This is a genomic window from Pseudoalteromonas sp. MB41 (assembly GCF_020966275.1).
Classification (GTDB): domain Bacteria; phylum Pseudomonadota; class Gammaproteobacteria; order Enterobacterales; family Alteromonadaceae; genus Pseudoalteromonas; species Pseudoalteromonas lipolytica.
Window position 1 is genome coordinate 182632 of sequence record NZ_JAJJZF010000003.1, and the last position, 25318, is coordinate 207949.

General features: G+C 43.0%; 22 protein-coding genes. 14 read left to right on the top strand and 8 right to left on the bottom strand.

Translation table 11 applies throughout. The annotated features are described in order from the left end of the window. Window positions 1-8: 8 nt before the first annotated feature. The 3 genes from LPA49_RS06090 to rhlP all read right to left on the bottom strand — a co-directional run bounded on the left by LPA49_RS06090 (window position 9) and on the right by rhlP (window position 4293). The gene (locus LPA49_RS06090) at window positions 9-1241 is read right to left on the bottom strand and encodes an MFS transporter (protein WP_051501717.1); all 1233 of its coding nucleotides are present in this window, start codon (window positions 1239-1241) and stop codon (window positions 9-11) included. 96 nt (window positions 1242-1337) lie between these two features. Continuing rightward, window positions 1338-3398, bottom strand: a complete 2061-nt coding sequence (locus LPA49_RS06095; RefSeq protein ID WP_180311068.1) for a TonB-dependent receptor — start codon at window positions 3396-3398, stop codon at window positions 1338-1340. A 76-nt stretch (window positions 3399-3474) separates the two neighbouring features. Continuing rightward, window positions 3475-4293, bottom strand: a complete 819-nt coding sequence (rhlP, locus tag LPA49_RS06100) for a rhombotarget lipoprotein (RefSeq protein WP_180311067.1) — start codon at window positions 4291-4293, stop codon at window positions 3475-3477. A 260-nt stretch (window positions 4294-4553) separates the two neighbouring features. Here rhlP and LPA49_RS06105 point away from each other — a divergent pair, with 260 nt between their 5' ends. The 3 genes from LPA49_RS06105 to LPA49_RS06115 all read left to right on the top strand — a co-directional run bounded on the left by LPA49_RS06105 (window position 4554) and on the right by LPA49_RS06115 (window position 6499). Beyond that, window positions 4554-4988, top strand: coding sequence for a hypothetical protein (locus tag LPA49_RS06105; RefSeq protein ID WP_036966195.1), 435 nt, complete (start codon window positions 4554-4556; stop codon window positions 4986-4988). 98 nt (window positions 4989-5086) lie between these two features. Continuing rightward, on the top strand, window positions 5087-5407 hold the full coding sequence (locus LPA49_RS06110) for a hypothetical protein (RefSeq protein ID WP_036966198.1): 321 nt from the start codon (window positions 5087-5089) through the stop codon (window positions 5405-5407). 18 nt (window positions 5408-5425) lie between these two features. Next, window positions 5426-6499: an endonuclease/exonuclease/phosphatase family protein gene (locus LPA49_RS06115; protein ID WP_180311065.1), complete on the top strand. Its 1074-nt coding sequence runs from the start codon at window positions 5426-5428 to the stop codon at window positions 6497-6499. 31 nt (window positions 6500-6530) lie between these two features. Here the strand turns inward: LPA49_RS06115 and LPA49_RS06120 are convergent, their stop codons facing one another. Next, entirely contained in the window at window positions 6531-7907 is a 1377-nt protein-coding gene (locus LPA49_RS06120; RefSeq protein WP_180311650.1) for an NAD-dependent succinate-semialdehyde dehydrogenase, read from the bottom strand. Window positions 7908-8075: 168 nt separating this feature from the next. Between LPA49_RS06120 and LPA49_RS06125 the strand changes: the two genes are divergently transcribed. Genes LPA49_RS06125 through LPA49_RS06135 form a run of 3 tightly spaced genes read left to right on the top strand, consistent with a single transcriptional unit; the run spans window position 8076 to window position 10220 of the window. Further along, window positions 8076-9113, top strand: coding sequence for a nitronate monooxygenase family protein (locus LPA49_RS06125; RefSeq protein ID WP_036966208.1), 1038 nt, complete (start codon window positions 8076-8078; stop codon window positions 9111-9113). Next, complete coding sequence (locus tag LPA49_RS06130; RefSeq protein ID WP_230235944.1) at window positions 9101-9676, top strand: Crp/Fnr family transcriptional regulator; 576 nt, start codon at window positions 9101-9103, stop codon at window positions 9674-9676. Before LPA49_RS06125 ends, LPA49_RS06130 begins: the two co-directional genes overlap by 13 nt. Before the next feature lie 49 nt (window positions 9677-9725). After that, window positions 9726-10220, top strand: a complete 495-nt coding sequence (locus tag LPA49_RS06135) for a YgjV family protein (protein ID WP_180311063.1) — start codon at window positions 9726-9728, stop codon at window positions 10218-10220. A gap of 60 nt (window positions 10221-10280) precedes the next feature. On the opposite strand, the gene LPA49_RS06140 is transcribed toward LPA49_RS06135, so the two are convergent. Beyond that, a complete protein-coding gene (locus LPA49_RS06140) occupies window positions 10281-10793 on the bottom strand; it encodes an NUDIX hydrolase (protein ID WP_036966217.1) in 513 nt (170 codons plus the stop codon). 220 nt (window positions 10794-11013) lie between these two features. On the opposite strand from LPA49_RS06140, the gene LPA49_RS06145 reads away from it, so the two are divergent. The 5 genes from LPA49_RS06145 to LPA49_RS06165 are packed head-to-tail and all read left to right on the top strand — an operon-like array spanning window position 11014 to window position 16519. Continuing rightward, complete coding sequence (locus LPA49_RS06145; RefSeq protein ID WP_036966220.1) at window positions 11014-12354, top strand: sigma-54 dependent transcriptional regulator; 1341 nt, start codon at window positions 11014-11016, stop codon at window positions 12352-12354. Between the two features lie 14 nt (window positions 12355-12368). Beyond that, complete coding sequence (locus tag LPA49_RS06150; protein ID WP_036966223.1) at window positions 12369-12578, top strand: histidine kinase; 210 nt, start codon at window positions 12369-12371, stop codon at window positions 12576-12578. 22 nt (window positions 12579-12600) lie between these two features. Further along, complete coding sequence (locus tag LPA49_RS06155; RefSeq protein WP_036966226.1) at window positions 12601-14079, top strand: ATP-binding protein; 1479 nt, start codon at window positions 12601-12603, stop codon at window positions 14077-14079. Further along, window positions 14080-14541 carry a response regulator gene (locus LPA49_RS06160; RefSeq protein WP_036966232.1) on the top strand — a complete coding sequence of 154 codons (462 nt, stop codon included), beginning with the start codon at window positions 14080-14082 and terminating at the stop codon, window positions 14539-14541. A gap of 10 nt (window positions 14542-14551) precedes the next feature. After that, on the top strand, window positions 14552-16519 hold the full coding sequence (locus LPA49_RS06165; RefSeq protein WP_180311062.1) for a response regulator: 1968 nt from the start codon (window positions 14552-14554) through the stop codon (window positions 16517-16519). Here the strand turns inward: LPA49_RS06165 and LPA49_RS06170 are convergent. From LPA49_RS06170 to LPA49_RS06180, 3 genes are read right to left on the bottom strand one after another with little or no spacing between them, the layout of a single operon-like run. Beyond that, the gene (locus LPA49_RS06170; RefSeq protein WP_036966238.1) at window positions 16506-17510 is read right to left on the bottom strand and encodes a LacI family DNA-binding transcriptional regulator; all 1005 of its coding nucleotides are present in this window, start codon (window positions 17508-17510) and stop codon (window positions 16506-16508) included. The genes LPA49_RS06165 and LPA49_RS06170 overlap by 14 nt on opposite strands. 23 nt (window positions 17511-17533) lie before the next feature. Continuing rightward, window positions 17534-18865 (bottom strand): glycoside-pentoside-hexuronide (GPH):cation symporter, encoded by a 1332-nt coding sequence (locus LPA49_RS06175; protein WP_036966243.1) that lies wholly within the window; start codon window positions 18863-18865, stop codon window positions 17534-17536. A gap of 18 nt (window positions 18866-18883) precedes the next feature. Next, entirely contained in the window at window positions 18884-20218 is a 1335-nt protein-coding gene (locus LPA49_RS06180; protein ID WP_118844594.1) for a GH1 family beta-glucosidase, read from the bottom strand. Between the two features lie 234 nt (window positions 20219-20452). Between LPA49_RS06180 and LPA49_RS06185 the strand changes: the two genes are divergently transcribed. The 3 genes from LPA49_RS06185 to LPA49_RS06195 are packed head-to-tail and all read left to right on the top strand — an operon-like array spanning window position 20453 to window position 25268. After that, complete coding sequence (locus LPA49_RS06185) at window positions 20453-21718, top strand: sugar MFS transporter (protein WP_074988914.1); 1266 nt, start codon at window positions 20453-20455, stop codon at window positions 21716-21718. Window positions 21719-21729: 11 nt separating this feature from the next. Then, entirely contained in the window at window positions 21730-24246 is a 2517-nt protein-coding gene (locus tag LPA49_RS06190; protein ID WP_180311060.1) for an exo 1,3/1,4-beta-D-glucan glucohydrolase, read from the top strand. Beyond that, window positions 24237-25268, top strand: a complete 1032-nt coding sequence (locus LPA49_RS06195) for a family 16 glycosylhydrolase (RefSeq protein WP_075594049.1) — start codon at window positions 24237-24239, stop codon at window positions 25266-25268. Before LPA49_RS06190 ends, LPA49_RS06195 begins: the two co-directional genes overlap by 10 nt. The last annotated feature ends 50 nt before the right edge of the window (window positions 25269-25318 follow it).

Sequence of the window (25318 nt, forward strand, 5' to 3'; positions counted from 1 at the left end):
GGGCTGTACTATTTATTGTTGATAGTTACGTCATTGTTGATAGTCACGTCATTGATAGTCACGTCATTGATAGTCACGTTTCGGCCACTCAAGTAACCAAATAGCGCGCATAACAGGCTTGATACAATACATAGCCATAGCGCGCCAGCCCAATTATTAAAAAAGCTATGTAATGTACCGGCCAAGATTGGCCCTGTTGCGGCCAGTAAATAGCCGATACATTGCGCCATACCTGATAAAGCAGCAGCTTGCTGCGCATTATGAGTACGTAAACTCACAAACGATAAACCTAAAATAAAACAAGCACCTGAGCAAAATCCTAAGGTGACAGACCAAAGCATAGCGAAGCTTGGGGCGTACAATAATCCAAATGAACATAGCGCACCTAATAAGGCCAAACTAAAAGTGAGTATTCGCTGATCATTTAGTTTTGCTAATAAGGGTATAAGCACGATACCGGGTAATGCTGAGGCAACTTGAAACGCACCTTGCAAGGCTCCAGCGTGTTCAGCTGTATGACCAAACTCAATCAAAATACTCGGCAGCCAACCAAGCATAATGTAAGTAAAAAATGAGTTAAAACCGAGTAATAGTGTTATTTGCCACGCTAAAGGGGAATGCCAAACTTTCGCCTGAGTGGTGTGCGATACCTGTGCTTTGCCAGGCATCGTATGCTGTTTTAACTGAGGAAGCCAAACAACAATGGCCAGTAACACCAGTAATGAGTAACTGGCTAAAGCCACTTGCCAGCCTATTTCTTTGTATTCTGCAAGGGGAGTGATCAGTGCTGAATAACTCCCGCCAAATATGCCCATTGCAAGTACGTAGCTTGACGTCATTACCGCCACTTTATGCGAAAAATCACGCTTAATAAGACTTGGCAATAATACATTACCAATCGCAATACCAACGCCAATCACGGCGGTGCCAATAAATAAAACACTTGCAGAATCAATCAGGCGAGACAAAACACCCACTCCAATCAGGAGCAGAGCGATAAACAACGACAGTTCCAGACCATATTTTTTAGCCAGGCTTGCTGCCATGGGGGAGGCAATGGCAAAGGCTATCAGGGGTAAAGTGGTCAACATACCGGCTTGCGATGCTGTGAGCTTAAATTGCTCAATAATCTGTTCTAGTACTGGCGCAATGCCTGTGATGGGCGCGCGTAAGCTGGCTGCAATAAGAAAAATGCCAAGCACTAATAAAAGGGTGCGAATTGCGTTTTGAGAAGATGGCACGCTGTTTAGACACTTAAGTAAGAGATAAAACTATCATACCTAAATACTAAACAGCGTGGGTGAACTATGAGATAGCTCACCAAATAATGCGGTCACTTAAAACTGATAACGTGCTGATAACATTGCGTTACGGGGTCTTCCTGGAAAATAGCGATCGCCGTTAAAGCTCGTGTAGTCTGCTCGTTCAGCATAGTGCTCATCGGTTAAGTTGTTCACGCGCAGAGTGACAGCAAACGTAGGGGTAAGCTGCCAAGCTGCTGTTAAATTAACCAGCGAGTGGCCTTCGTAACGATGAAGATTTTCAGGGTCGGTAAAATAGCCGCTGGTGTTGTAGAGCTCAAGCGCTATTCGTGTCATATCATTAGCCTGCCAAAGTAATTGTAAATTAGCGATATTACGCGGGGCGGTATCGACCTCATTGCCATTGATATTAACCTCACCTAATAGTTGGTCATAGCTGTAGGTATGTTTAGCGTGCGTTGCAGCTAATTGCATTGAGATAGTGGGCGTAATGGCGTAGGCGAGTTCAAGCTCAATGCCGCGATGCTGAGTTTGCCCATCATTGACATAGAAAAAGTCACTGTCGCGGAAAATCGTATTTTCTTTATTCATAGCATAAGCACTTATCACGTAATGGAGTTGTGCTTGCTGACCTTTGAAGCCAAATTCTAGATTTTTTGCAATTTCTGATTTTAACTCAGCAACGCTTTGTTCACGCTGAAGCTGATAAAGCTCAGCCGCTTGCGGCGCTCGAAAGCCTTCAGACGCATTGGCATAAATAAAGTGATTATTGGTAAATTGGTAGCTTATGCCAAGTTTAGGTGAGAAATTAGCAAAGCTATTAATACCGCTTTCTGGGCGAGAATAGCGACAGCCACCCATTCCGCACGGGGTGCCATCTTCTTTCGTGCGTCCTGCGAGCATATGGTTCGTGTAATCATAACGCATGTGTTCGTATCGGCCCCCTACAGTGACTAATAGTTCATCATGTTGCCAGTCTAGGTTTATAAATGGTGCCAGTAAGCGACTCGTAACCTGATAGTCATAATGTTTACCCTGAGGGACTGTTGCAACCAAAAAAGCAGACCCCTCTGTTGGCTTATCTTGGTATTGTAAAAAATCGGCATCGGTAAGCTCACCATCAAAGCCCACGGTAAGCGTACTTGCGTTTGCAAATTGGTGCTGCCACATTGATTGTATACCTACGCCTTGTTGCGCGTTTTCTTCCAAAGGTGTGCCGGGTAAAAAGTGTTTAAAAAAGGTCATGCTTTGGTCGCGCAGGTAAGGGGTTAGCGTGAAACTATTGTTGTCGTCTTTTGTCCAATTTAACTTGGACCACACACGCATCGATTGTGCTTTTCTAAAGGCATCGGGGTTTGGATTTGACTGTGCAATGTCTTCATCTTTGTAGCTTTCAAAGCCTTCAATATAGCCTGCGGTTTGTTGATCTAAGTGCGTATAAGTAAGGCCGCTATTGAGCGTGAAATTGTCAGCATCATAACGATGACGCATGGTCACTTTTTCTTGGTCAACCCCTTCATCATCACGGTAGCCTGTGTCGCGAGTGATACTCACATTAATACCAAGGCCTTGTTTGCCAAAGTCGTGACCTTGCCCCAATTTATAGCGGCTATAGCCAAAAGAACCGTAGTCTAAACCAAGTGTGGTGTGATCATAGGTTGTATCGGGCGTAATAACGTTAATAACCCCATGGACTGCATTGGAACCATAAAGAGCTGAGCCTGGGCCTTTTAATACCTCAATGCGCTCAGCCATTTCTGTGTGCGCTTCAAATAATTCGTTGATATTACAAAAACCAGCGGCACGTAGGGGAATACCATCTTCTGCTGTGAGTATCCCACCGCAGGCCCCAGCGCCCGATAGCACTGGCGAGCGAAGAGCGGGTAAGTACTCTTGTCCATTACCATGTTGTAAGTTTGCACCTGCAACCTGTTTAAGGGCTTGTTGAATATGCGTGGGTGCAATGAGTGATAATTGTTGTTTAGAAATACTGCTTACAACCACAGGAAGTGGATCAGCAAGCACTTCAGTACGAGAGGCGGTGGTAGTGATATGCTCAAGTTCATTTGTTGCGGCAAATGTATGGCAGCTAATTGAAAGAGAGCCAATAAGCGCTGAGATTAATGACAACTTCATGAAAACCCTTTGATTAAACAACGACAACGAGAATCAAAGGGTAACTGCTTTTAACGGTGTGTAAAAGCTTTCGCGATTAATGAATTGCTTTTCGTCGCAGACACACAGTCCCCAAAAGTAAAGCGATAAGCCAAAATAGGCTACTGCCACTGTGCCCCTTTTTATGGCTGACATTGGCAATTTTCTCGTCTTTAACGCGAATTTTAAATTGACCTAATTCGGTATCTAGATTTCCTATCATGTCGTCAACAGCAGCATTAAAACTTGCTAGCGATTGCTGTTTCGCGACTTCATCGATACCAATTGCTGTACTTCGTTTCTCTGCTTTATGGATGCCTGGCGCACGGAACAACATTTTTCGGCTTTTAATATCAAATACCGCGGTATCGACGAATGTTTGCACCGTGTTTTCATTACCCGGAATGACATAGAGACCAACAATGGTGAGGTATAAGAAGGCTGCATTATTTTCTAAACTTTGTGACACTTGGTCATACGACACCAGCGCCATAATGTCCACATCGTATAAGCGTGATACCTGCTCTAAAGTAGTAAACCCCTCGCCTCCCTTTAAATAGGTACTTGGGATGACTTCGATACGGTCAATATAGTCATACTGCATAAATTGTTTTTTTACTTTGTTGAGTAGTGCTATTTCGTCACTATGATGGAGGCCGTTGTTGTATTTGTTAGGAATAAAGGCAATACCCACTGTGGCGGGTAAGTTTAGAGTGGGCACACTGATTTGTTCGGCTGCTCGTTGTTGTTGATCTGGGTATAAATAGTCAACCAATGAGCTAGATTGAGTTTGCTGATTACCGTGTTGACTCAACATGGTACTGCAGCCAGTTAGCGTAAATATCACAATGATCAAACACCACTTTAATGAATTCATAAACGATCCTTTTTTATAACGTGTTCGAAAACAATGGGTGTAATTTTGGTTTTTTAATCACAGTCATTGTTCCTAATTGAAGCTTTCATTCAGACAGAGAAAGTCATGAAAAGTGCCAAAGAAGTTTAAAGAAATGTAAAGATTGTTTTTATAACGTATTGTTATTTATGAACTTGTTATTTTTAATTGTAACCCTTCATCTATGATTCAGGCTTGCTTGATAGGCTTTTCAACAAGAGCAAATGCAGAGGGTCTCTATTATGAATAAAATAATTACTATCTCGTTAGCCGTGCTAGGTTTGAGTTTGGTGCCTATAGAAGCGAGTGCTAAACATGATCGTGACCATGACAGATACGAGTACAAACACGAACGTAAAAAGCACCATAAACATAAAAAGCATCATAAGCATCATCGCCATGACCGTGATTGTCATCACGATAGGTATGACCGCTATAGCTACCGTGATTTACCACCCGGTTTATACAAAAAAGTAGGTTATGGCGGTGGATTACCGCCAGGTTGGTACAAACGGTATCATCATGGTGATATTCTCGACAGAGATATTTATCGCCACGGCCGAGTAATAAAGCGTCGCGATAGAAATGGCATTATTGCCATTGAAATTGATGACCGCTTAATACACTTAGTACATGACACACGAGAAATTTTATCCATCGTGTCGCGTCATCGTTAATCCTGTTTAAAGCCGCTTTGCGGCTTTTTTATACTCTTTCATTCCCAGTTCAGAAATAGTTGCTACGCTTAGTAGAATACATAAAAAGGAGAGTTCGTATGAAAACATTTTTAACAGTGGCTGTTTTAGGGCTTAGTATTGTTGCGACAGGCGCTTTAGCAAAAGACAAAGATAAGGACAAAGACAAAGGAAAAAGCTTACCGCCTGGTCTAGAGAAAAAACTTGAAAATGGTGGAGATCTTCCGCCTGGTTGGCAAAAGAAATACCGAAAAGGTGACATACTTGACCGCGATATTTATCGTCGAGGTAAGGTGATTAAATCGCGTAATAACGACGGGTTAATTTCAATTCAGGTTGATGGCACCATTGTTCGTTTGGTAGAGGATACCCGCGAAATAGTCTCGATTCTGAGCCGATAAATTGTGCCAATGAGTTATATGAGCCATGCATTGAGTGTACTGTCTGTACTTTTGCTTATTGTCTCACTATTGCCATTTTCGTACTCCCAGCATTATTTAATTCGAAGTTGTGATTTTGTGCGGCTGCAAGTAGCGTATCTTGCAGTTGCATGTTTGCTGGGAGCAAGCGTGTTATTTTACCTCTCCAACAGCCATTATTTACTCGGTTGTATTGTTATAAGCTTTGTGGTTTTGCTACTGCAAGCGAACTGGATTTACCCCTACACATGGTTCGCTAAGAAAGAAGTTGTCTCAAGTAGTAAAGATGATGCTCACAGTATTCGCATAATGTCTGCGAATGTGCTGATGTCGAATACGCACTACGGCAAACTTATTAAACTGGTAAAAAACCACCAACCAGATTTACTCATCACGCTTGAATCTAATGAAACGTGGCAACAGCAGCTCAGTTGTCTAGAAGCAGATTACCCATATCGTATCTATTGCCCTAAAGATAATCGTTACGGTATGCATTTATACAGTAAGTTTGAAATTAAACACCAACAGGTATGTGAATTAATCGAAGCGGATATTCCCTCGATTCATATCGTATTTGTAGATGCCAATAACACAGAAGTCGAGGCGCACTTTATTCACCCAGCTCCTCCTAGTCCCACCGAAAAAGACACCTCGCGTCCTCGTGATACCGAGCTTATTATTCTGGCCAAAGCCCTTAAAAATAGAACGCGCCCTTGCATCGTTGCAGGCGATCTGAATGATGTTGCTTGGTCACGGAGCACGCGTTTGTTTATGCGAGTTTCTAAGTTGTTAGACCCGCGTAAAGGACGCGGCTTTTTTAATACATTTCATGCGGGTTACTTTTTTATGCGTTGGCCGCTTGATCACTTATTCCACAGTGATGAATTCAGTGTAAAACGAATTGAACGCCTTGCTAAGTATGGCTCTGATCATTTTGCACTATTAACCGAATTGACTTATGACCCCGCTGCTTCAAATCAAAAACAACATGAGGATATTGATAAAGATAAGGCGATTAAAGAGTTAAAAATGCCTATGGCATCAAAGCAGCAAGTTCCGACCTTTGATGAATGAGAAAGGGCTCAATGAGCCCTTTTAGTGTGTATTATTGGTTGATCATAATGGTTTTAATATTTACAAATTCGCGTAAGCCAAAACCACCATGCTCTCGGCCATAGCCACTGTCTTTCACTCCACCAAACGGCAAGTTTGGCTGAGCGAGTCCATAGCCATTTATATTTACCATTCCTGTATCAAAATGCAGCCTAGCCAGTTCAACAGCCTGTTTCTCGTTGCTAGAAAAAATACCTCCTCCTAATCCATAGCGCGAGTCATTGGCTATACGCATTGCGTCGTCATTATCTTTGGCGCGGATCAGAGAGGCCACGGGGCCAAATAGCTCATCATCGTAGGCTGGCATTCCTGGTTTTACATTTTCAAGTAAGGTCGCTGGGTAGTAAAAACCAGTGCCTGTTGGCATGCTGCCACCGACAATCGCCTTCGCTCCAGCATCAATAGAGTCACGTACTTGTTGGTGAAGCTGTGCGCGTAAATCTTCACGTGCCATTGGCCCAAGCCCTGTGTTTTCATCATTAGGGTCACCCAGTTTTACTTGCTCAAACTGTTCTTTAATACGTGCTTTAAAGTCATTATATACTGCGTCAACCACCACAAAGCGTTTCGCCGCGACACATGTTTGGCCATTATTGATAAGACGACCTTGGGTACATGCTTCAATGGCGGTATTAAGGTCGGCATCATCAAGGACAACGTAAGCATCATTACTGCCAAGCTCAAGCACGGTTTTCTTGACATGCTTACCGGCACGCTCTGCCACTTTTTTACCCGTGCTGTCACTGCCAGTAAATGTGACACCGCGAATAGCGGTATGCTCAATTAATTCGCTGGCTGTTTTACCGTCGATTAATAAGTTTTTAAAGCAATGGGTTGGAAAACCAGCTTCGTTAAATAACTGCTCAATTTTTTCAGCCATTCCAAATACGTTACCGGCGTGTTTTAGCACGGTCGTGTTACCAGCCATAACATTAGCACAGGCATAACGAATAACCTGATAAAGAGGGAAGTTCCAAGGTTGAATACCTAAGATAACACCGATAGGTTGGTAGCTAATGATGGCGCGGCCACCTTGCATATCGCGTTTTTCTTCGGCGAGGACCTCAGGGCCTTGGTCGGCTGTGTAGCGACATATAGCAGCACAAAGTTCCGTTTCTTGTAAGCCTTGTTGATAAAGCTTGCCCATTTCGTCAGTCATTAACTGTGCTAATTCATGTTTATTATCGTCAATCAATTTTGCAAGTTGATTAAGGTATTTAGCTCGCTCTACTAAAGATGTCTCGCGCCATGATAAAAAGGTTTTATGGCATTTATCTATTTCAGCCTTAGCTTCTTGTAAAGACAAGAGAGTGTAGGTATTTAAAGTTTGCTCGTTTGTTGGATTGATTGTAGTTACTGTATCAGTCATCATTATCTCCTTACAAAATGTACATGACCTTGTGCAAAGCTAACACCAGCTTTTTAAATGCTTTTTAGGCTTTTGTTTTTATTGGCTTTTATTTGTTTTTATCTGGTTTCTGTGTGTGTGGAAATATGTAAAAACTGCAAGAGGCTGCAAAACTTACAAGGATAGGCTATGAGTAATACATTGTTTAATACAGAGCTTGCGATTATCCAAGCGCCCATGGCAGGGGTGCAAAATGCACAACTGGCGGTTGCGGTGTGTGAAGCGGGAGGTTTGGGGTCGTTACCTTGTGCCATGCTCTCGAAAGAGCAACTGATTAACGAGTTAGACTATTTAACGCACCATACTAATAAGCCATATAATTTAAACTTCTTTTGTCATCAAGTCAGCCCGTACAGCGAAGCTGAGCAACAGCAGTGGCATGAACTATTAAGCCCATATTTTGCTGAGTTTGAAATAGATGCATCGCAATTCAGTCGCAAAGCCTCACGACAGCCCGTTGATCAGCAGGTAATTGATACAATTGCGACTTATAAACCTCCCGTGGTTAGTTTTCATTTTGGCTTACCTAATCAAGAAATTATCGCGCAAATCAAAGCATGGGGTGGCAAGGTTTTGTCATCAGCAACGACTTTAGACGAAGCTCGTTGGTTAAAAGAGCGTGGTGTTGATGCAATCATTGCACAGGGCAAAGAAGCGGGTGGACACCGAGGATGCTTTTTATCGATGGATTTATCGTTACAGCCCAGCACCGAACAGCTCGTTCATGATTGTTTATGTTTGGATATACCGATAATTGCGGCTGGGGGCATTAGTACGCCAGAACAGGTAAAAATGTTTAAAGAGCTCAACGTGGCGGCAGTACAAGTTGGCAGTGCCTACTTGTTATGTGAAGAAGCAACGACAAGCGCATTACACCGTGAAGCATTAAAAACGACAGCGGCAAATAATACTGAGCTCACCACTCTTTTCTCGGGTCGTCCTGCGCGTGGGATACGAAACAGAATTATGCAAGAGCTTGGCGCAATGCCAATGCAAGCGCCTGCTTTTCCTTATGCCTCGATAGCCTTAACAGCACTGCGCTCGAGAGCAGAAGCACAAGGAAGCAGTGGTTTTTCACCGCTGTGGTGTGGTGAGCATTTTAAAGCCAGAGAAGGCATTAACGCCAAACAAATAACCGCGCTATTAATGCAAGGGTGGCAATCTTGACGGATACTCAGTTACTGCCCTTGGGTGATAGTTACCATTACCTTGCTAATGAGTTTCGTAATAAGCTTGCGGGCATGATTGCACTCAAGCGGTACGCTAAAGAGCATGTGCTGCTACAGCAAGGTGAGCAACAACAAGCGGGGTATTTAATTGTATCTGGAGTACTTAGCGCATTACATGTATCAGAGCAGGGCGCTCAAAAGTGCAAAGAGTTTTACTTTCAGGATGAGTTTGCACTGCTTTATGGCAACTGGCTAACCGAAACTAATGCGTTTTACCAACTTAAAGTAATGCGGGACGCTGAGCTTATCAAGGTGCCACTGACTTTATTTGATAACCCAGATTGGCAAGCAATGAAGCATAAATTAATCACTCAACAGCTATTATTTAAAGAGGCAAAAGAAGCCTTTTTATTACTGAATACGCCAGAGCAAAGGTATAAATATTTGCTGGATAACAAACCGCATTGGCTCGCACAATTGAGTTTAAATGAGGTCGCAATGTATTTAGGTATTTCAGCTATTTCATTATCGCGAATTAGAGGGCGCCTTAACTTAAGTTAATGTGCGCGATTTTAAGGAACATTACACTGCTGATTTTTCAGGAGTTGGTATGTTTATTTTATCGCAATGCTTGGTCGCGATTGCCACATTACTCGATTTAGCGTCATTTCAATTTAAGCAAAGGCAGTTTATTTTAGCCTGTTTGTTTAGTTCTGTGTTGCTCACTTCTGTGCACTTTTTGCTACTTGATAATTTAAGTGCCGCAAGCTTAATGCTCATAGCCGCAGTGCGCTACGTATATTGTATTTTTGCCCGTAAAACCAGGATGATGGTTGTTTTCATGTTGCTGAGTATGGCTGCTGTAAGCCTGACTTGGTATAACTGGGTGAGTGTTATAGCCCTCGCCGCAACCTTAATTCAGACTTATGCTTCGTTCCAAAGTAAAGACTTATCATTACGGCTGATGATGGTGGTAGGTACGCTATGTTGGATAACACATAACGCGCTCTTGTTTTCGCCAGTCGCAGTGGTGATGGAAACGGTATTTTTATTGAGTAATTTAGTCGGAATATGGCGCTATTATGCGCCGCCTAAAGCTGTATGAGTATCAGTAAGGTATTAGCACGGCATTATAGGCATACCGTGCTTTTCCATCGAAAAAACCTCAAAGCGTGTTAGCAATCAGCTTGAGTAAGTAGGTTTCTCGTTGAATAGATAAACCTTGTTTTTCGCTCATAGCCAAGGTGGTCTCGTTATGAGCGATGGCGTCATAAATATTAATCCACTTTGGTTGCATGCCATTTTGTACTTCGTAGTGCTCCATTTTGGGCGCGGCTAGCTCACCGTTGATCTCGCAAAAGTAGCAGTAAGATTTAATATGCACACAATCAAAATCATCTTTATACCACGGCCTAATTTCTTCGTATAAGCCTAGTGGGTGCGTTATGTTTATCTGTTGTGCACCGGTTTCTTCTGAAAGCTCTCTGTACAGGCCTTGTTCAATACTTTCACCGTTATCGACCCCACCACCCGGTAGACTATAGTCATCATAGCGTGCGGTGTATAAAAGCAGTATGTGTTCACCTTTTAGCACGATTGCACGCGCGGTGTTGCGAATAAATACCGAACCATAATCATTACTTAGGCTTGGATGAATAACTTTTCTTAATAATTTCATTTAATTACAACGTAGCAACTTCGCTAAAGTACAGCTTAGCTTAATATTTGGTGAGTTATGATAACGTGTTATGAATATTTAATTCATTATAATTACCCCAAATTGAAACTTATTGCGATAATATAGTTGTAATTAATAATAACTTAGCTACCTAACGCTCGTTGTTTTATTTTCGGAAAAACTGTGCGTAGAATGGTAAAAAAAGGCTTAGGGAAAGAATATGTTAAATGTGCTTTTAGTTGATGATGACAGTGAGTTTAGTGATGTCGTGTGTCACATTGTAGAATTCCTCGGGCATAATATAAATACAGCTGCAAACCTTGCAGAAGCAGAGCAATGGTTCGAAAACAATACATTCGACCACGTCTTTTTAGATTTTATGTTACCAGATGGCAGTGGTCTGCACCTACTTGAACACCTTAAAAAAATTGGTCAATCCCCGCGAGTGACTCTCATTTCTGGCCACCCTTCGGTGAAGGGGAAATTAGCAGAAATGTGTGAGGCGAATGTAGGGCACTTAGTTAAACCCCTTCAGCGCGAAGACATCGAAAGGGTTCTCAACCCTAAAAAAGCAAATACAAAGAAAAAGTCAGCACCGAGTATTAAACGTCATTTTGGCACGCTCATTGGTGAATCTGATGTTATGCATAAGCTTTACACCATGATTGAACGTGTCGCAGCAACCTCTGCCAATGTCATGCTCATGGGGGAAAGTGGTGCTGGTAAAGAAGTCGTCGCACAAGCGATTCACAATGCGACAGCCTGCGATGGCCCGCTTGTTGCTACAAACTGCGGTGCATTTTCTAAAGAGTTGATTGGCAGCGAATTATTTGGCCACGAAAAAGGCGCTTTCACAGGGGCTGTTGCACGCAAAGAAGGGGTGTTTGAGCAAGCTGCTGGTGGTACGTTATTTTTAGACGAAGTCACCGAAATGCCCATTGATATGCAACCAAATTTATTGCGTGTCCTCGAAAATAAACGAGTGACCCGTGTCGGGGGGACAAAAGAGCAAGCGGTGAACTGCCGTGTGATTTCAGCAACCAACAGGACGTTGGATGACCTTGCGCAGAATAACGTGATCCGTGAAGATATCTATTTTCGCTTAGCTGTTTTTCCGATTGATATTCCTGCGCTACGTGAGCGCAAAGAAGATATCCCGCTACTTGCGAACGCATTTTTAGAGCAACTAAACGAAGAAAATGGCACAGACTTTAAATGGCAAGCAAGTCAGCTAAAAGAACTTGAAAGTCATGATTGGCCCGGTAATGTGCGAGAGCTTCGCCATGCTATTCACCGTGCTTTTATAATGAGCGACCCTAAAGGCAGTGCTATTACTTTACCTGAATCGCTCGAATCACCATTTTCTCGCGTCAATAAAGAAACACAGACCAGCCAGGTTATGGCCGGACAAACCATAGAAGAAGTCGAAAAAGAGCTGATCCACGCAACCTTGGATAAAGTACAAGGTAATAAAACCATCGCAGCACAAATGCTGGGGATCAGTACTAAAACACTCTATAACCGTTTAAATGCTTATGGCGGCATCGGAGAATACAAATAAAAAAAGGATAAAAAATGAATAATCACGAGTCTTTACGTCAGTTGGTACACGATGCTCGCGCACCACTTAACCGTATTTCAATGAATGCAGAGTTAGTTAAGCTCGTATTAGAAAACGATATGCCTAAAGAAAAAGCATTGGCCGCGCTTGATAAGATTATCGCCAATTGCCAGCAATGTAGTGAGCAACTTCAGCAAATTAGTGATACGCATACCAGCGATTAACGAATAAGCCATTGGGAAGAAAATGCATAAACAAAAGGGAAAAATCACATTAAATTGGGCAGGCTTTATAGCGATTGTTCTGTGTATTGTGATAGCCAATGCCATTTTGGCAGTAAACACGATTCGCTCACTGACAGAGACACAAAATAGTCTTGATAACACCAATTCGCTAAATACTGCCATTGAACGATTACATTTATCGGTGGTGCAAGCTGAGTCGGGTCAACGAGGTTACTTACTGACAGACCGTGAAGATTATTTGCTGCCATACAATGATGCGATTGCGTCTATGCAAGCGCAAATTATGCTGGTTAAAAGTTTACATTCTGAGATACCCGGTCAGGCTGAGCGTATTGCGCGGTTTATTTTTTTAGTGAATGACAAAATCGCAATAATGAGCCAAATTACGGATCTTGCTTTGGCCGATAAAAACGTGAAAGCTCGGCGTTTGCTTTTAACAGATAAAGGGCGCGAACTTTACAAAGACATTCGCGCTGCTGTTGATGAAATTCATATGCGCGAACTTAATTTTAAAGTCGAACAGTTCGCTAAATTATCGCAAATCAAAAACGACGCGAAACTGACTTTTGTGATCACTGCGGTGACCAGTACGCTATTGATCATTGGCATGTTTATTTTGACGCGGATCAACTCACTTAATGCAGCAAAATACCGTGCAGATTTAGAAGTGCAAAATGAAACATTGGCCGCTAAAGTGTCAGAACGTACCCAAGAGTTAACCATTTATTCAGACGAATTAAGTCGCTCGAACCGAGAGCTAGAAGAGTTTGCGTTTGTCGCCAGCCATGATTTACAAGAGCCTCTGAGGAAAATTCAGGCGTTTAGTGATCGGCTCGAAAGTATGTTCAAAGACGATTTGGGTGAAAAAGGCCTCGATTATATTAATCGTATGAAAAATGCGGCGCAGCGCATGTCTAATTTGATTAATGACTTATTAGAGTTTTCGCGAGTTACAACCCGTGGCAAAGACTTTATTGATACAGACCTTAACGAGGTCGTTCATGAAGTGTTAGATGACCTTGAGATTGCCATTAAAGAGTCAGAGGCAACGGTAAACTTAGATACGTTACCGCATATTCAAGCTGATCCGAGTCAGATGCTGCAACTGTTTTTAAATATTCTTTCTAATGCCGTTAAATTTAGACGTGAAAATGTGCCACCTATCATTACCATCTCCTATCAACGAACTGAAGAGTTTAGCCCTGCACACAACAGCGATGTTGCGTGGGAAATTATTACTATTTCAGATAACGGTATTGGCTTCTCTGAAGAGTACCTAGAAAAAATATTTGTTCCATTTCAGCGCCTTCATGGTCGTTCGCAATACAAAGGCACTGGAATTGGCTTGTCTGTATGCCGACGAATCGTAGAACGCCACGGTGGTGAAATTACAGCAACCAGTCAAGTGGGTGAGGGTGCAAGCTTCACTATTAAACTACCTGTGGAAACATCACTTTTCACATTGCAAGGAGAGGCTTAGATGCCACTTAATAAAGTAAAACCCATAACCATTTTAATGGCAGATGACGATGAAGACGATCGTTTATTAACCCAAGACGCTTTAGCTGAAAGTCGCGTACTCAATGAGCTGTTTTTTGTTGAAGATGGTGTTGAGCTACTTGAATACCTTGAACGAAAAGGCAAGTTCAGTGAGAAAGAAAACTCGCCGCGTCCAGGGCTCATATTACTTGATTTAAATATGCCTCGCATGGATGGACGTGAAGCGTTACAAGCGATTAAGTCTAACCCTAATTTAAAAGGGATTCCGGTTGTTATTCTTACTACATCAAAGCAAGAGGAAGATATGATCAAAGGCTACGACTTAGGTGCAGCCTCTTATATCACCAAACCGGTTACTTTTGATGGATTAGTCGAGCTCATGAAAACCTTAGGAAAATACTGGGTCGAGTTTGTTGAACTACCGCCATCAAATAATGATTAAAGGATAAGCAATGTTAGATAAGGTAACCCGATTACTGTTAGTAGAAGACGATGAAGATGATTATATTCTGACCTGTGATTACTTAGAGCAACTGGGTTCCCATACATTTGATGTTGAATGGTTAAGCTGCCCTGAGCAGGCGATTGGTGTACTGAGTGAGAACAAACATGATATTTGTTTGTTAGATTATCGCTTAGGGGCATCGGACGGATTAGAAGTGCTAAAACGGGCTGTTGCGAATGGTTTTCGCGGCCCGATAATCATGCTTACGGGGCAGTCTGACGAAACGCTTGATTCCGCTGCGCTCGATGCGGGAGCTGTTGACTACTTAGTCAAAAGCGAAATGAGCTCAGGGCGTTTTGCGCGCGCGATACGTTACGCACTAGCGCGACGAGAAGTCGAAGATGAACGTGTTGAGCGTTTAAAAGCCGAAGCTGAAAACCGCTCGAAAGACCGTTTTTTGGCGCACTTAAGTCATGAGTTACGCACCCCTTTGTCGTCAATTCTTGGCTACACTGAGCTATTAATGCAAAGTGAAAAAAACCAGCATGCGCAGAATGAGCTCGGGGTGATTTACAGAAACGGTAAGCACCTTTTGAGTTTGTTAAACGATGTACTTGATTTGTCTAAAATTGCTGCAGATAAACTTGAGTTGAACTGCAGTGATGTAAACCTTGATAGCTTGATGGCTGATGTGTACACGCTGATGCGGGTATCTGCGATTGATAAGGGGTTATCATTGCGATTTGAATCGCAGCAAGCCCTGCCTTTGATCATTAATTCAGACGCCACGCGCTTACGACAGATTTTAATTAATATTATTAATAACGCGATTAAGTTTACGAACCACGGTGAAATTGTCGTGCGTGCATGGACTGCGTGGGTTAATGAGCGCGAAATGCTGTTTTTTAGTATTAAAGATACAGGGCTGGGTATTGCACCAGAAAAGCAAGCTATTATCTTTAAACCGTTTGAACAAATTGCCGATGTTGAATCACGCGATGTGGGCGGAGCAGGCCTAGGCCTTGCTATTTGTTCTGAGCTGTTAACGCGTATGCAGGGGTCAATCAGTTTGGAGTCAACTCAGGGAGTCGGGTCTGAGTTCACCTTGTCGATTTACCCTGGCAATATTCGCGATGTTGAACGCCAACGACTTCGCTTTGATTCGAATCCAGATTACCAACAAAAGTTAACGACCTTGACCACCCATGGCCGTGTGTTAGTTGTAGATGATTTAAAAGATTTGCGTATTTTAGTGGGCCATATGATCGCCAGCACAGGGGCTGATGTTGAATACGCTGAAAACGGCAAACAAGCGATTGAAAAAGTGGCCGCTGCTGAAAAAAATGGTAAGACGTTTGATATTGTTTTTATCGATTTGCACATGCCTGTTATGGGCGGCAAAGAAGCAACCATAGAGCTCAGAAAAATGGGTTACCAAGGTCCTATTATTGCGTTAACAGCCGCCACAATGAAAGGCGTTAAAAGCGAACTTACCGCGCTTGGCTTTAATGACATGATAGCGAAACCCCTTGATTCAGGTCTACTTTACCATGTGCTTAACCATTATATTTGCCAAGGAAAAACCGACCCCGTCGTGGCACGTGATGATTGCCCCGCCATAACACAACAAAGTACGCGCTACTTGCTGGTGGAAGATGATAGTGATGCCGCGCAAATTACGCAGCTATTGTTAGAAAGCTTGGGTGTCGAAACGGTGATTGCAGCCAGTTATAAGGCGTGCCTACAAACCTTACACACGGACCAACACTTCGATAAAGTGTTACTTGATATGCACCTACCTGATGGTGAAGGACTTGATTTAGCACGCGAAGTTAAACAGCTTTACCCCAACTTAACGTTAGTTATTGTCAGTGGGGCTGAGCCAGAACCAGAAAAAATTGAACAGTTAGATATTGATCAAGTGCTGTTAAAGCCGATTAACTTAGGCTTGTTAACCCAGCTTATTGAGGGTTAGTTGTTATCGACTGCCTTACAACCAGCTCAGGTTCAAATACGGTTTGCAAAGGAGCCGTTTGCTTTTGATAAACGTGGCTCAACACCCAATCTGCCGCCATTTTGCCCATTTCGTTAATAGGGTAGTTTATGGTACTGAGAGGGGGGTAAACATGGCGTGTAAAAAACACATTATCGTAACCCATTATAGAAAGTTGATCAGGGAGTGTGAGACCGAGCTCTCTGGCGCTCGCCATAGCACCGGTTGCCATCTCGTCATTGGCACAAATAACCGCACTAAACGGCTTAGCGTGTTGATAAAGCGTTTTTAGGCCTGTAAACCCGCTGGCTTCCATAAAGTCACCTTGATAAAGTAATTGTTCATCAAAGGGTAACCCATACTCTGCGAGTGCTTTTTTATGGCCTTCAAGACGGTCTTGCGCGTCTTTTTTCCAAAGTGGACCACTAATATATGCAATCTGTTTATGGCCTTGTTCAAGCACATGTTTCGTTGCAAGGTAGCCACCTTTAATATTGTTTAAAATAATGCACCGATCGCTTAATTCACTAATAAAGCGATTGATTAGCACAAAGGGTACTTGGCTTTTACTGAGTTTTATAAGGTAGTCATCACTTACGGCTTCAACATGTAAAATAAGCCCGTCACAATTACGACTAATAAGGAATTCAATGCCTTGTTTTTCACGCTCTTCATTACTGTGGCCTGCGGCGATAATTAAGTGCTTTTTTTGATTGCGAAAAGTATTTTCTATACCGCTCATCATCGGTCCATAAAAGGGACCATGTAATTCAGATACCAAAAGGCCAACACTGTTTGAGCAATTCGACGCTAATGATTGGGCGATTGAGTTAGGTCTATAACCAAGTTCATCCATCGCTGCGGTGACTTTTTTGCGAGTGGCATCACTAACATTAGCGTTGTTATTCATTACTCTTGAAACAGTCGCAAGTGATACACCCGCTAGTTTCGACACCTCGTAAATGGTGGCCATGTTATTCCTTTTTAAAACCCAAATTATGGATGATTTTTCAGTGACAAGTCAGCACTGATCTGCTCAACTGTTTTATTATCGAGAATATACCTTTTCATGATTAAGGCGACAAGCACGCTGCCAATTGCAGGGTATAGCGTAAATGAAATCAAAATTCCCGACAGTGTTTGATTACTCAGCGTTGTGTTTGCTTCGTAACCGTAAAATGCGAGTAACCAGCCAGCAATAGCCCCACCCAAAGCAAGGCCAAGCTTAATGAAAAACACCACACTGGCATACACTAGGCCGGTTAATCGCTCACCGGTTTTCCATTGACCATAGTCAATTGTGTCGGCCATTTTGGCCCACAGTAACGGGGTGGCCATTTGGGTGAAAAAGCACCATAAAAAGTAAATAATAAAGGCAAGTGCTAACTGTTCGCTCGGTAACCAAAATGCCACGCAACTAATGATGGCCGAGATGTATTGTAAGCGAATATAGGCCGTTTTTTTATCGACACGTTTACTGAGTGGTTGCGCACAAGCACAGCCTAAAATATTACCTATCATGCCAATTGTAATAAAGTAAGTGACCAGTTCAGCTTCGCCAAGAACATACTTGACGTAATAAATTGCCAAGGTAGTACGAAGTACCATACTGGTTAAAAGCATAACGGCGGCAAAACAAAGTACCTTAAACGGGCCGTTTTGCAATAAGGTGCTCATGCGGCTTTTCCAGCTCAGAGAGCTGTTATGCTCGGCTATAACACGCTCTTTGGTAAAGCGAAAACAGATTAAAAATAACACCACACCCAAGCCACTCATCAGTGCCATAGTAAGCTGATAACCTAGGGCGTTGTCACCTTTACCTAACCAATTTACCAGCGGTAAAGTACAGGCACTGACAATCAATCCTCCTAACATACCGAATACAAAGCGATAAGACTGTATAGATACGCGTTGCTTAGGGTCTGGGCTTAATACGCCCCCTAAAGCAGAGTAAGGGATATTGATAGCGGTATACACAAGCATAAGGAGTGTGTAGGTGATAAAGGCGTAAATGACCTTGCCCGACTCGGGTAAATCGGGGGTTGTGAAGGTGATCATACTAATCACCCCAAATGGCACAGCCAGCCACAGCAAATAAGGCCGGTAACTGCCATATTTAGTGCGTGTCGAGTCGGTTAATGCGCCCATAAGTGGATCGGTAATCGCATCAACGACTCTTACCACTAAGAACAAGGTGCCGACAACTGCTGGCGAGATACCAAAAATATCGGTATAGAAAAAAGTTAAAAATAACATCACCGTTTGAAAGATAATGTTACTCGCTGTATCTCCTAAGCCATAAGCTATCTTTTCTTTTGTTGTCAGCATGTGTGTTCTCGTTTGTTATTATTTTTTTCGCTGCTTTAACAGTGCGCGATACTGCTTTGCACTTTCTTTTAAAATGCGTTGTTGGCTTTGATAGTCGATATAAACTAACCCAAAACGTTTTTCATAACCATATGCCCATTCAAAGTTATCCATTAAGCTCCATGCAAAATAGCCTTGAATATTAACGCCTTGGCGAATTGCATTACACACAGCATTTAAATGAGTGTGATAATAATCAACGCGTTCAATATCGTATACTTCACCATCTACTAAACTATCAGCCATAGCTGCACCATTTTCGGTGATATACATTTTGGGTAAATTATAGTGCTGATGTAATGAAACAAGCAGCTCAGTCAGGCCTTCTGGGTAAACTTCCCAGCCCATATCGGTGACACGCACATCGGTCAGCGGGGCTTCTTCAAACCAGCCATCAGGCGTGTTTTTGTAGTGTATGCGGGTATAGTAATTAACGCCAATAAAGTCGACAGATTGACTAATAATTGCCATATCATCGGCTTCGATAATGGGTTTTACATCCGCCGCTAAGTCATCAAAAAGCGGGGGATAGCATCCCTCTAAAACCGCTTTAATGTACCACTGATTATGGTATTGGTCAGCAAGCTTTGCTGCGTTGCAATCATTCTCTGTCAGTGGGTAGGTTGGACTGAAGTTTAATACGATACCTGCCTCGGTATTAGGGCAGTTTTTGCGTAATACTTGCATAGCCAAACCATGAGCCAGTAATAGATGATGAGCCGCTTGACGACCTGCTTGCTGGCTTTTTATGCCCGGTGCATGCACACCAATTTCGTAGCCTAAATACGCACTACAAAACGGTTCGTTCAACGTGGCAAAAGAATCAACCAAGTCACCTAAGTGACGACTGACTTTGTCGGCATAGTCTTGGAACTTGTAGGCTGTTTCGCGATTCAGCCAGCCCCCTTTGTCTTCAAGGTGCTGGGGTAAATCCCAGTGGTATAAGGTGACATATGTTTTGATATTGCGTGCTTTTAGTGCGCTGAGTAACTCAGTATAAAATGCCATGCCTTGTGAGTTTACAGAGCCATCCTCGTTGATTACCCGAGGCCATGAAATAGATAAACGATAGGCATCAACGGCTAAATCAGCAATCATCTCAATATCGTGTCGCCAATGTGTAACATGATCGCACGCTATATCACCGTTACTGTTATCGGCAATGGCGGAAGGTTTTTCGCAAAAAGTGTCCCAAATACACGCTAAGCGTGTATCCCGTGCGCCTTCAATTTGAAATGAGGCAGTAGCAACACCAAAGGTAAACTCGGGCTTGAGTAAATACGAGTCGGGCAAAAGAGAAATAGTTTTAAACACAGTGGATAGTCTTCCTTCGCATTGATTGTGTAAGGCGGCTGGCATACAGCATAGTAGTCAGTTGTAAGCGCTTACAGTTTTTCTGCAAATAAATTGCTTAATATGATTTATATGTTATAAATGTAAGCGCTTACATTTTATGTTGCAACACTTTTTTGTTTTTTCTTTAACCATGAAAAAGCACTATATTTGCTGTAACAAACTGATAAATATAAATAACTAGAGAATAAAATTATGGCTCATGTTTCAACGCCTGTTGCGGCAACATCAAGTCAAGTGGCGATGCCCAAGCAAACTTTTGCACTGGCATCATTAACCACTTTGTTTTTTATGTGGGGATTCATCACGTGTTTAAACGATATTCTGATCCCGTATCTAAAAGGCATGTTTTCACTTAACTACACGCAAGCGATGCTGATTCAGTTTTGCTTTTTTGGCGCGTACTTTGTGATGTCTATTCCCGCCGGTAAGCTTGTAAGTCGTATTGGTTATCAGTTTGGTATTGTTGTAGGGCTGGTTGTAGCAGCAATTGGATGCGCACTGTTTTACCCTGCGGCTGTCGCACATGTGTATGAGTTGTTTTTACTTGCCTTGTTTGTGCTTGCATCAGGCATCACTATTTTACAAGTCTCTGCTAATCCGTATGTCAGTGTACTTGGACCACAAAAAACCGCGTCTTCACGTTTAACAATGACCCAGGCATTCAACTCGCTAGGCACCACGGTTGCACCTATTTTTGGTGGGTGGTTAATTTTAACGGAAGTGAGTCATGCGACTGCGGAACAAGTGAAGTTTCCTTATTTAATGTTGTCTGCCAGTTTGCTGGTTCTTGCCCTCATTTTTGCATTCTTAAAATTACCTAAGTTAGGCAGAGAAGCTGATAACGAAGCGGAGCATCAAGACCTTGAAGACTTTGTTGATTTAGGCAGCGTTTGGCAGTATCGCCATTTGATTCTTGGTGCTGTGGGTATTTTTGTTTATGTCGGTGCTGAAGTCGCCATTGGCAGCTTTTTAGTTGGCTTTTTAACTCTTGATAACATTGCAGGCTTAACTGATAAAGAAGCCGCTCATTACATTAGCTACTATTTTGCTGGCGCCATGATCGGCCGCTTTATCGGCGCGCTGGTAATGCAAAAGTTCAATGCAGGTAAAGTGCTTGCGTGTCATGGATTACTGGCTGTTGTATTGATTATTGTTGCAATGACCGGCGAGGGCAGCCTTGCAATGTGGGCGATTTTACTGGTTGGATTATGTAATTCAATTATGTTCCCAACCATTTTTAGCTTGGCACTGCATGGTCTGGGTAAATACACTTCAAAAGGGTCAGGTATTTTATGTTTAGCGATTGTTGGCGGCGCCATTATACCGCTTATGCAAGGTATGCTGGCTGATTCAATCGGTGTACAGCTCGCGTTACTACTGCCAATCGCTTGTTATTTATATATTACTTACTTTGCGCTTTCTGGCTCAAAAGTAGTGTCTCAGAACCGTCATTCTTAAAGGTGCAGACTATGACAATAAAAAAACCATTAACGCTGTGTTCGATAATGATTGCCAGCATCAGCATTCTTGGCTGTACAGGGCAAGATAAGGTGGCAAAAATGAACGCTGAGAATGAAATCTGGCCTCGTATCGAAACGGGCATTAACGCAGACCCAGAAATGGAAGCGCAAATAGCTGCTCTTTTGGCAGACATGACGCTTGAGCAAAAAGTGGCGCAGATGATTCAACCTGAAATTCGAGATATTACGGTTGAAGATATGCGTAAATACGGGTTTGGTTCTTACCTAAATGGTGGAGGCGCATTCCCTAATAATGATAAACACGCCAGCGCCGCTGATTGGATAGACTTAGCTGAAAAAATGTATCAAGCATCAATTGACGATTCACTTGATGGCAGCAAAATCCCTACTATGTGGGGCACCGATGCTGTGCATGGTCACAATAACGTAATTGGGGCGACCTTATTCCCACACAACATTGGCTTAGGGGCGACAAACAACCCCGCCTTAATTGAGAAAATTGCAGCGGCAACCGCACAAGAAGTGATGGTAACGGGTATCGACTGGGTGTTTGCACCGACCGTTGCCGTGGTTCGTGATGATCGCTGGGGACGTACATATGAAGGCTATTCTGAAGACCCTGAAATCGTTAAAGCTTACTCAGCAGCAATTGTAAAAGGGTTACAAGGCGCAGTTGATGAAGACTTTTTATCGGATAAGCGCGTGATCAGTACCGTTAAGCACTTCTTAGGTGATGGAGGGACTGAAGGGGGTGACGATCAAGGTAATAACACGGCATCTGAGCAAGAGTTATTTGATATTCATGCCCAAGGCTATGTCGGTGGGCTAGGTGCCGGCGCACAAACCGTGATGGCGTCGTTTAATAGCTGGCATGGAGAGAAAATTCATGGCAGTAAGTACCTACTTACCGATGTGTTAAAAGGTAAAATGGGCTTTGATGGCTTTGTTGTTGGAGACTGGAATGGTCACGGTCAAATTCCGGGTTGTACAAATGGTAATTGTGCACAAGCTGCGAATGCGGGTCTTGATGTTTACATGGTACCAACAGATGCGTGGAAGCCATTGTATGAAAATTTAATCAAACAAGTTAACAGTGGCGACATTGCCCAAAGCCGAATTGATGATGCAGTAACGCGTATTCTGCGCGTTAAAATGCGTGCCGGTTTATTCGATAAACCAAGCCCGGCAAACCGTCCGCTTTCAGGCAAAACAGACATCATTGGCAGTGCGGAGCATCGTGCAATTGCCAAGCAAGCGGTGCGTGAATCGTTAGTGTTATTAAAGAATAAGCAACAGCTGTTGCCATTATCGCCTAAAGCAAATGTACTTGTCGCAGGTCTGGGTGCTGACAACATTGGTATGCAGTCGGGTGGCTGGACAATTACGTGGCAAGGCACTGGTAATGAAAACAGTGATTTTCCGGGTGGATCATCAATTTACGATGGTATTAAACACACGGTTGAGCAAGCCGGTGGACAGGTTCAATACGATTTAAATGGTGAATATACAACAAAACCTGATGTGGCCATTGTGGTGTTTGGTGAACAACCATATGCAGAAGGCAATGGTGACCTAGATAACCTTGAATATCAGCGTGGTAATAAATCAGATTTAGCCTTACTTAAAAAGTTGAAACAAGCCGGAATTCCAGTGGTATCTCTGTTTATTAGTGGTCGCCCAATGTGGGTGAATGCTGAGCTTAATGCCAGTGATGCGTTTGTAGCAACTTGGCTTGTAGGCAGTGAAGGTGATGCCATTAGCGATGTTATCTTTAAACAGGCTGACGGTTCAATTAATCATGATTTTAAAGGGAAATTATCGTTCTCTTGGCCAAATAATCCGGTAGAAAATTATAATCGTGGCGATAAAAACTACGCACCTCTGCTGCCGTATGGCTTTGGCTTAACCTACCAAGATGCCAATACCTTAACTGATGAACTAAACGAGGTATCTGACGTGGCCACTAAATTAGAAGATTTAGTGTTATTTGAACGCGCAGTAAAAGCCCCTTGGTCATTGCAACTGCAAAGTGGTAATGAGCAACAAACAATGACAAGTAGCCGTGCATCACTCAATGCGGTAAGCGTAAAAACCTTTGATAAAGACGTACAAGAAGACGCGCGTGCGATTACCTTTAATGGTAAAGAGCTTGCTGCGGTACGTTTAATGGCTGCGTTCCCGTCAGATTTGCGTTCATATGTTGAAAAAGCGGGTCAGCTTGAAATGCAAATTAAGATAGACCAAGCAGCAGATGCACCATTGATGTTAGGGATGCAGTGTGGTGAAAATTGTGACGGTCAATTTGATATTAGCAAACAGCTAACACGCACGTCTGAGTGGCAAACACTCACGGTTGATTTGAACTGTTTTGTTGAGCAAGGCGTTAACCTTGGACAAATATTCTCACCGTGGCAGCTTGCAACTGACGGTGCGTGGCATGTATCTGTTGCTAAACTTAGTGTGAGCAGTTCACACGCACAGGACTCAACAATTTCATGTCAGTAAAAACCTATGCTGTTATTTTGCTAACAGGCGCATTGAGTGCCTGTCAGCAAACAGCAGAACCCATTAAAGCCAGCCTAGGTGAAGGCTGGCAGCTTGTTTGGCACGATGAGTTTGAACAAAACACCATTGACCCAACTAAGTGGCAGCACGAAGTTAATTGCCGTGGTGGTGGTAATGATGAGCAGCAATGCTATACCGCCCGAAGCGAAAACAGCTTTGTTGAATCTGGCTTGTTGCATATTGTTGCGCGTAAAGAGCAATACACTGGGCCTTTACATAACGCAGATGAAGTTACTCGCGATGCTGAAAGAGCGTTGGTGGCTACTCAGCCATTTACATCGGCACGGCTTCGTACTAAGCACTTAGGTGATTGGCGTTATGGACGCTTTGAAGTTCGCGCTAAATTGCCAGCAGGACAAGGGGCGTGGCCTGCTATTTGGATGCTGCCTACGGATTGGCACTATGGTCGCTGGGCGTCATCAGGCGAAATTGACATTATGGAAGCGGTTAATTTAAACACTCAAACTGATGATAAAACAGCCCCAGCTGGTAGCTTAGAAACACGCGTGCATGGCACCTTGCATTACGGTGGACCTGCTCCTGAAAATGTTTACAGTGGCACGCCTTATCGTTTTAGTGATGCAGATAACCCCGCTGATAATTTTCATGTTTATGCGCTTGAATGGCAGCAAGATGAAATTCGTTGGTATGTTGATAATGTGCACTATGCAACGTTTCGCCATGACCAGTGGTATTCAACATCACAGCAAGCCGATGGCTCATTTGTAGAAAACAGCGGTTTTGCCCCTTTTGATCAGCGTTTTCATTTATTACTCAACTTTGCAGTTGGGGGTAATTGGCCCGCCAATGTCAATGACAAAGGGGTTGATATGAGTGGTTATCCAAAGCAAATGCTAGTGGATTATGTGCGTGTTTTTCAGTGTAGTCAAAACAGTGAAACGGGCAAGGGGTGCGCTTCTGTGCAGCCATCAGCAGTGCACATAAAAGGCAAACGTCAGTGAATTATGAGCCAAGAGCCTGCAGGTGTTTCGCCGAACTCGTTGCATCTGCT

Excerpts from the sequence above, each read along its gene's own strand:
- LPA49_RS06095 (WP_180311068.1), bottom strand. The coding sequence starts at position 3,398 with ATGAAGTTGTCATTAATCTCAGCGCTTATTGGCTCTCTTTCAATTAGC.
- rhlP (WP_180311067.1), bottom strand. The coding sequence starts at position 4,293 with ATGAATTCATTAAAGTGGTGTTTGATCATTGTGATATTTACGCTAACT.
- LPA49_RS06105 (WP_036966195.1), top strand. The coding sequence starts at position 4,554 with ATGAATAAAATAATTACTATCTCGTTAGCCGTGCTAGGTTTGAGTTTG.
- LPA49_RS06110 (WP_036966198.1), top strand. The coding sequence starts at position 5,087 with ATGAAAACATTTTTAACAGTGGCTGTTTTAGGGCTTAGTATTGTTGCG.
- LPA49_RS06115 (WP_180311065.1), top strand. The coding sequence starts at position 5,426 with ATGAGCCATGCATTGAGTGTACTGTCTGTACTTTTGCTTATTGTCTCA.
- LPA49_RS06120 (WP_180311650.1), bottom strand. The coding sequence starts at position 7,907 with ATGACTGATACAGTAACTACAATCAATCCAACAAACGAGCAAACTTTA.
- LPA49_RS06125 (WP_036966208.1), top strand. The coding sequence starts at position 8,076 with ATGAGTAATACATTGTTTAATACAGAGCTTGCGATTATCCAAGCGCCC.
- LPA49_RS06135 (WP_180311063.1), top strand. The coding sequence starts at position 9,726 with ATGTTTATTTTATCGCAATGCTTGGTCGCGATTGCCACATTACTCGAT.
- LPA49_RS06140 (WP_036966217.1), bottom strand. The coding sequence starts at position 10,793 with ATGAAATTATTAAGAAAAGTTATTCATCCAAGCCTAAGTAATGATTAT.
- LPA49_RS06145 (WP_036966220.1), top strand. The coding sequence starts at position 11,014 with ATGTTAAATGTGCTTTTAGTTGATGATGACAGTGAGTTTAGTGATGTC.
- LPA49_RS06150 (WP_036966223.1), top strand. The coding sequence starts at position 12,369 with ATGAATAATCACGAGTCTTTACGTCAGTTGGTACACGATGCTCGCGCA.
- LPA49_RS06155 (WP_036966226.1), top strand. The coding sequence starts at position 12,601 with ATGCATAAACAAAAGGGAAAAATCACATTAAATTGGGCAGGCTTTATA.
- LPA49_RS06160 (WP_036966232.1), top strand. The coding sequence starts at position 14,080 with ATGCCACTTAATAAAGTAAAACCCATAACCATTTTAATGGCAGATGAC.
- LPA49_RS06165 (WP_180311062.1), top strand. The coding sequence starts at position 14,552 with ATGTTAGATAAGGTAACCCGATTACTGTTAGTAGAAGACGATGAAGAT.
- LPA49_RS06170 (WP_036966238.1), bottom strand. The coding sequence starts at position 17,510 with ATGGCCACCATTTACGAGGTGTCGAAACTAGCGGGTGTATCACTTGCG.
- LPA49_RS06175 (WP_036966243.1), bottom strand. The coding sequence starts at position 18,865 with ATGCTGACAACAAAAGAAAAGATAGCTTATGGCTTAGGAGATACAGCG.
- LPA49_RS06185 (WP_074988914.1), top strand. The coding sequence starts at position 20,453 with ATGGCTCATGTTTCAACGCCTGTTGCGGCAACATCAAGTCAAGTGGCG.
- LPA49_RS06190 (WP_180311060.1), top strand. The coding sequence starts at position 21,730 with ATGACAATAAAAAAACCATTAACGCTGTGTTCGATAATGATTGCCAGC.
- LPA49_RS06195 (WP_075594049.1), top strand. The coding sequence starts at position 24,237 with ATGTCAGTAAAAACCTATGCTGTTATTTTGCTAACAGGCGCATTGAGT.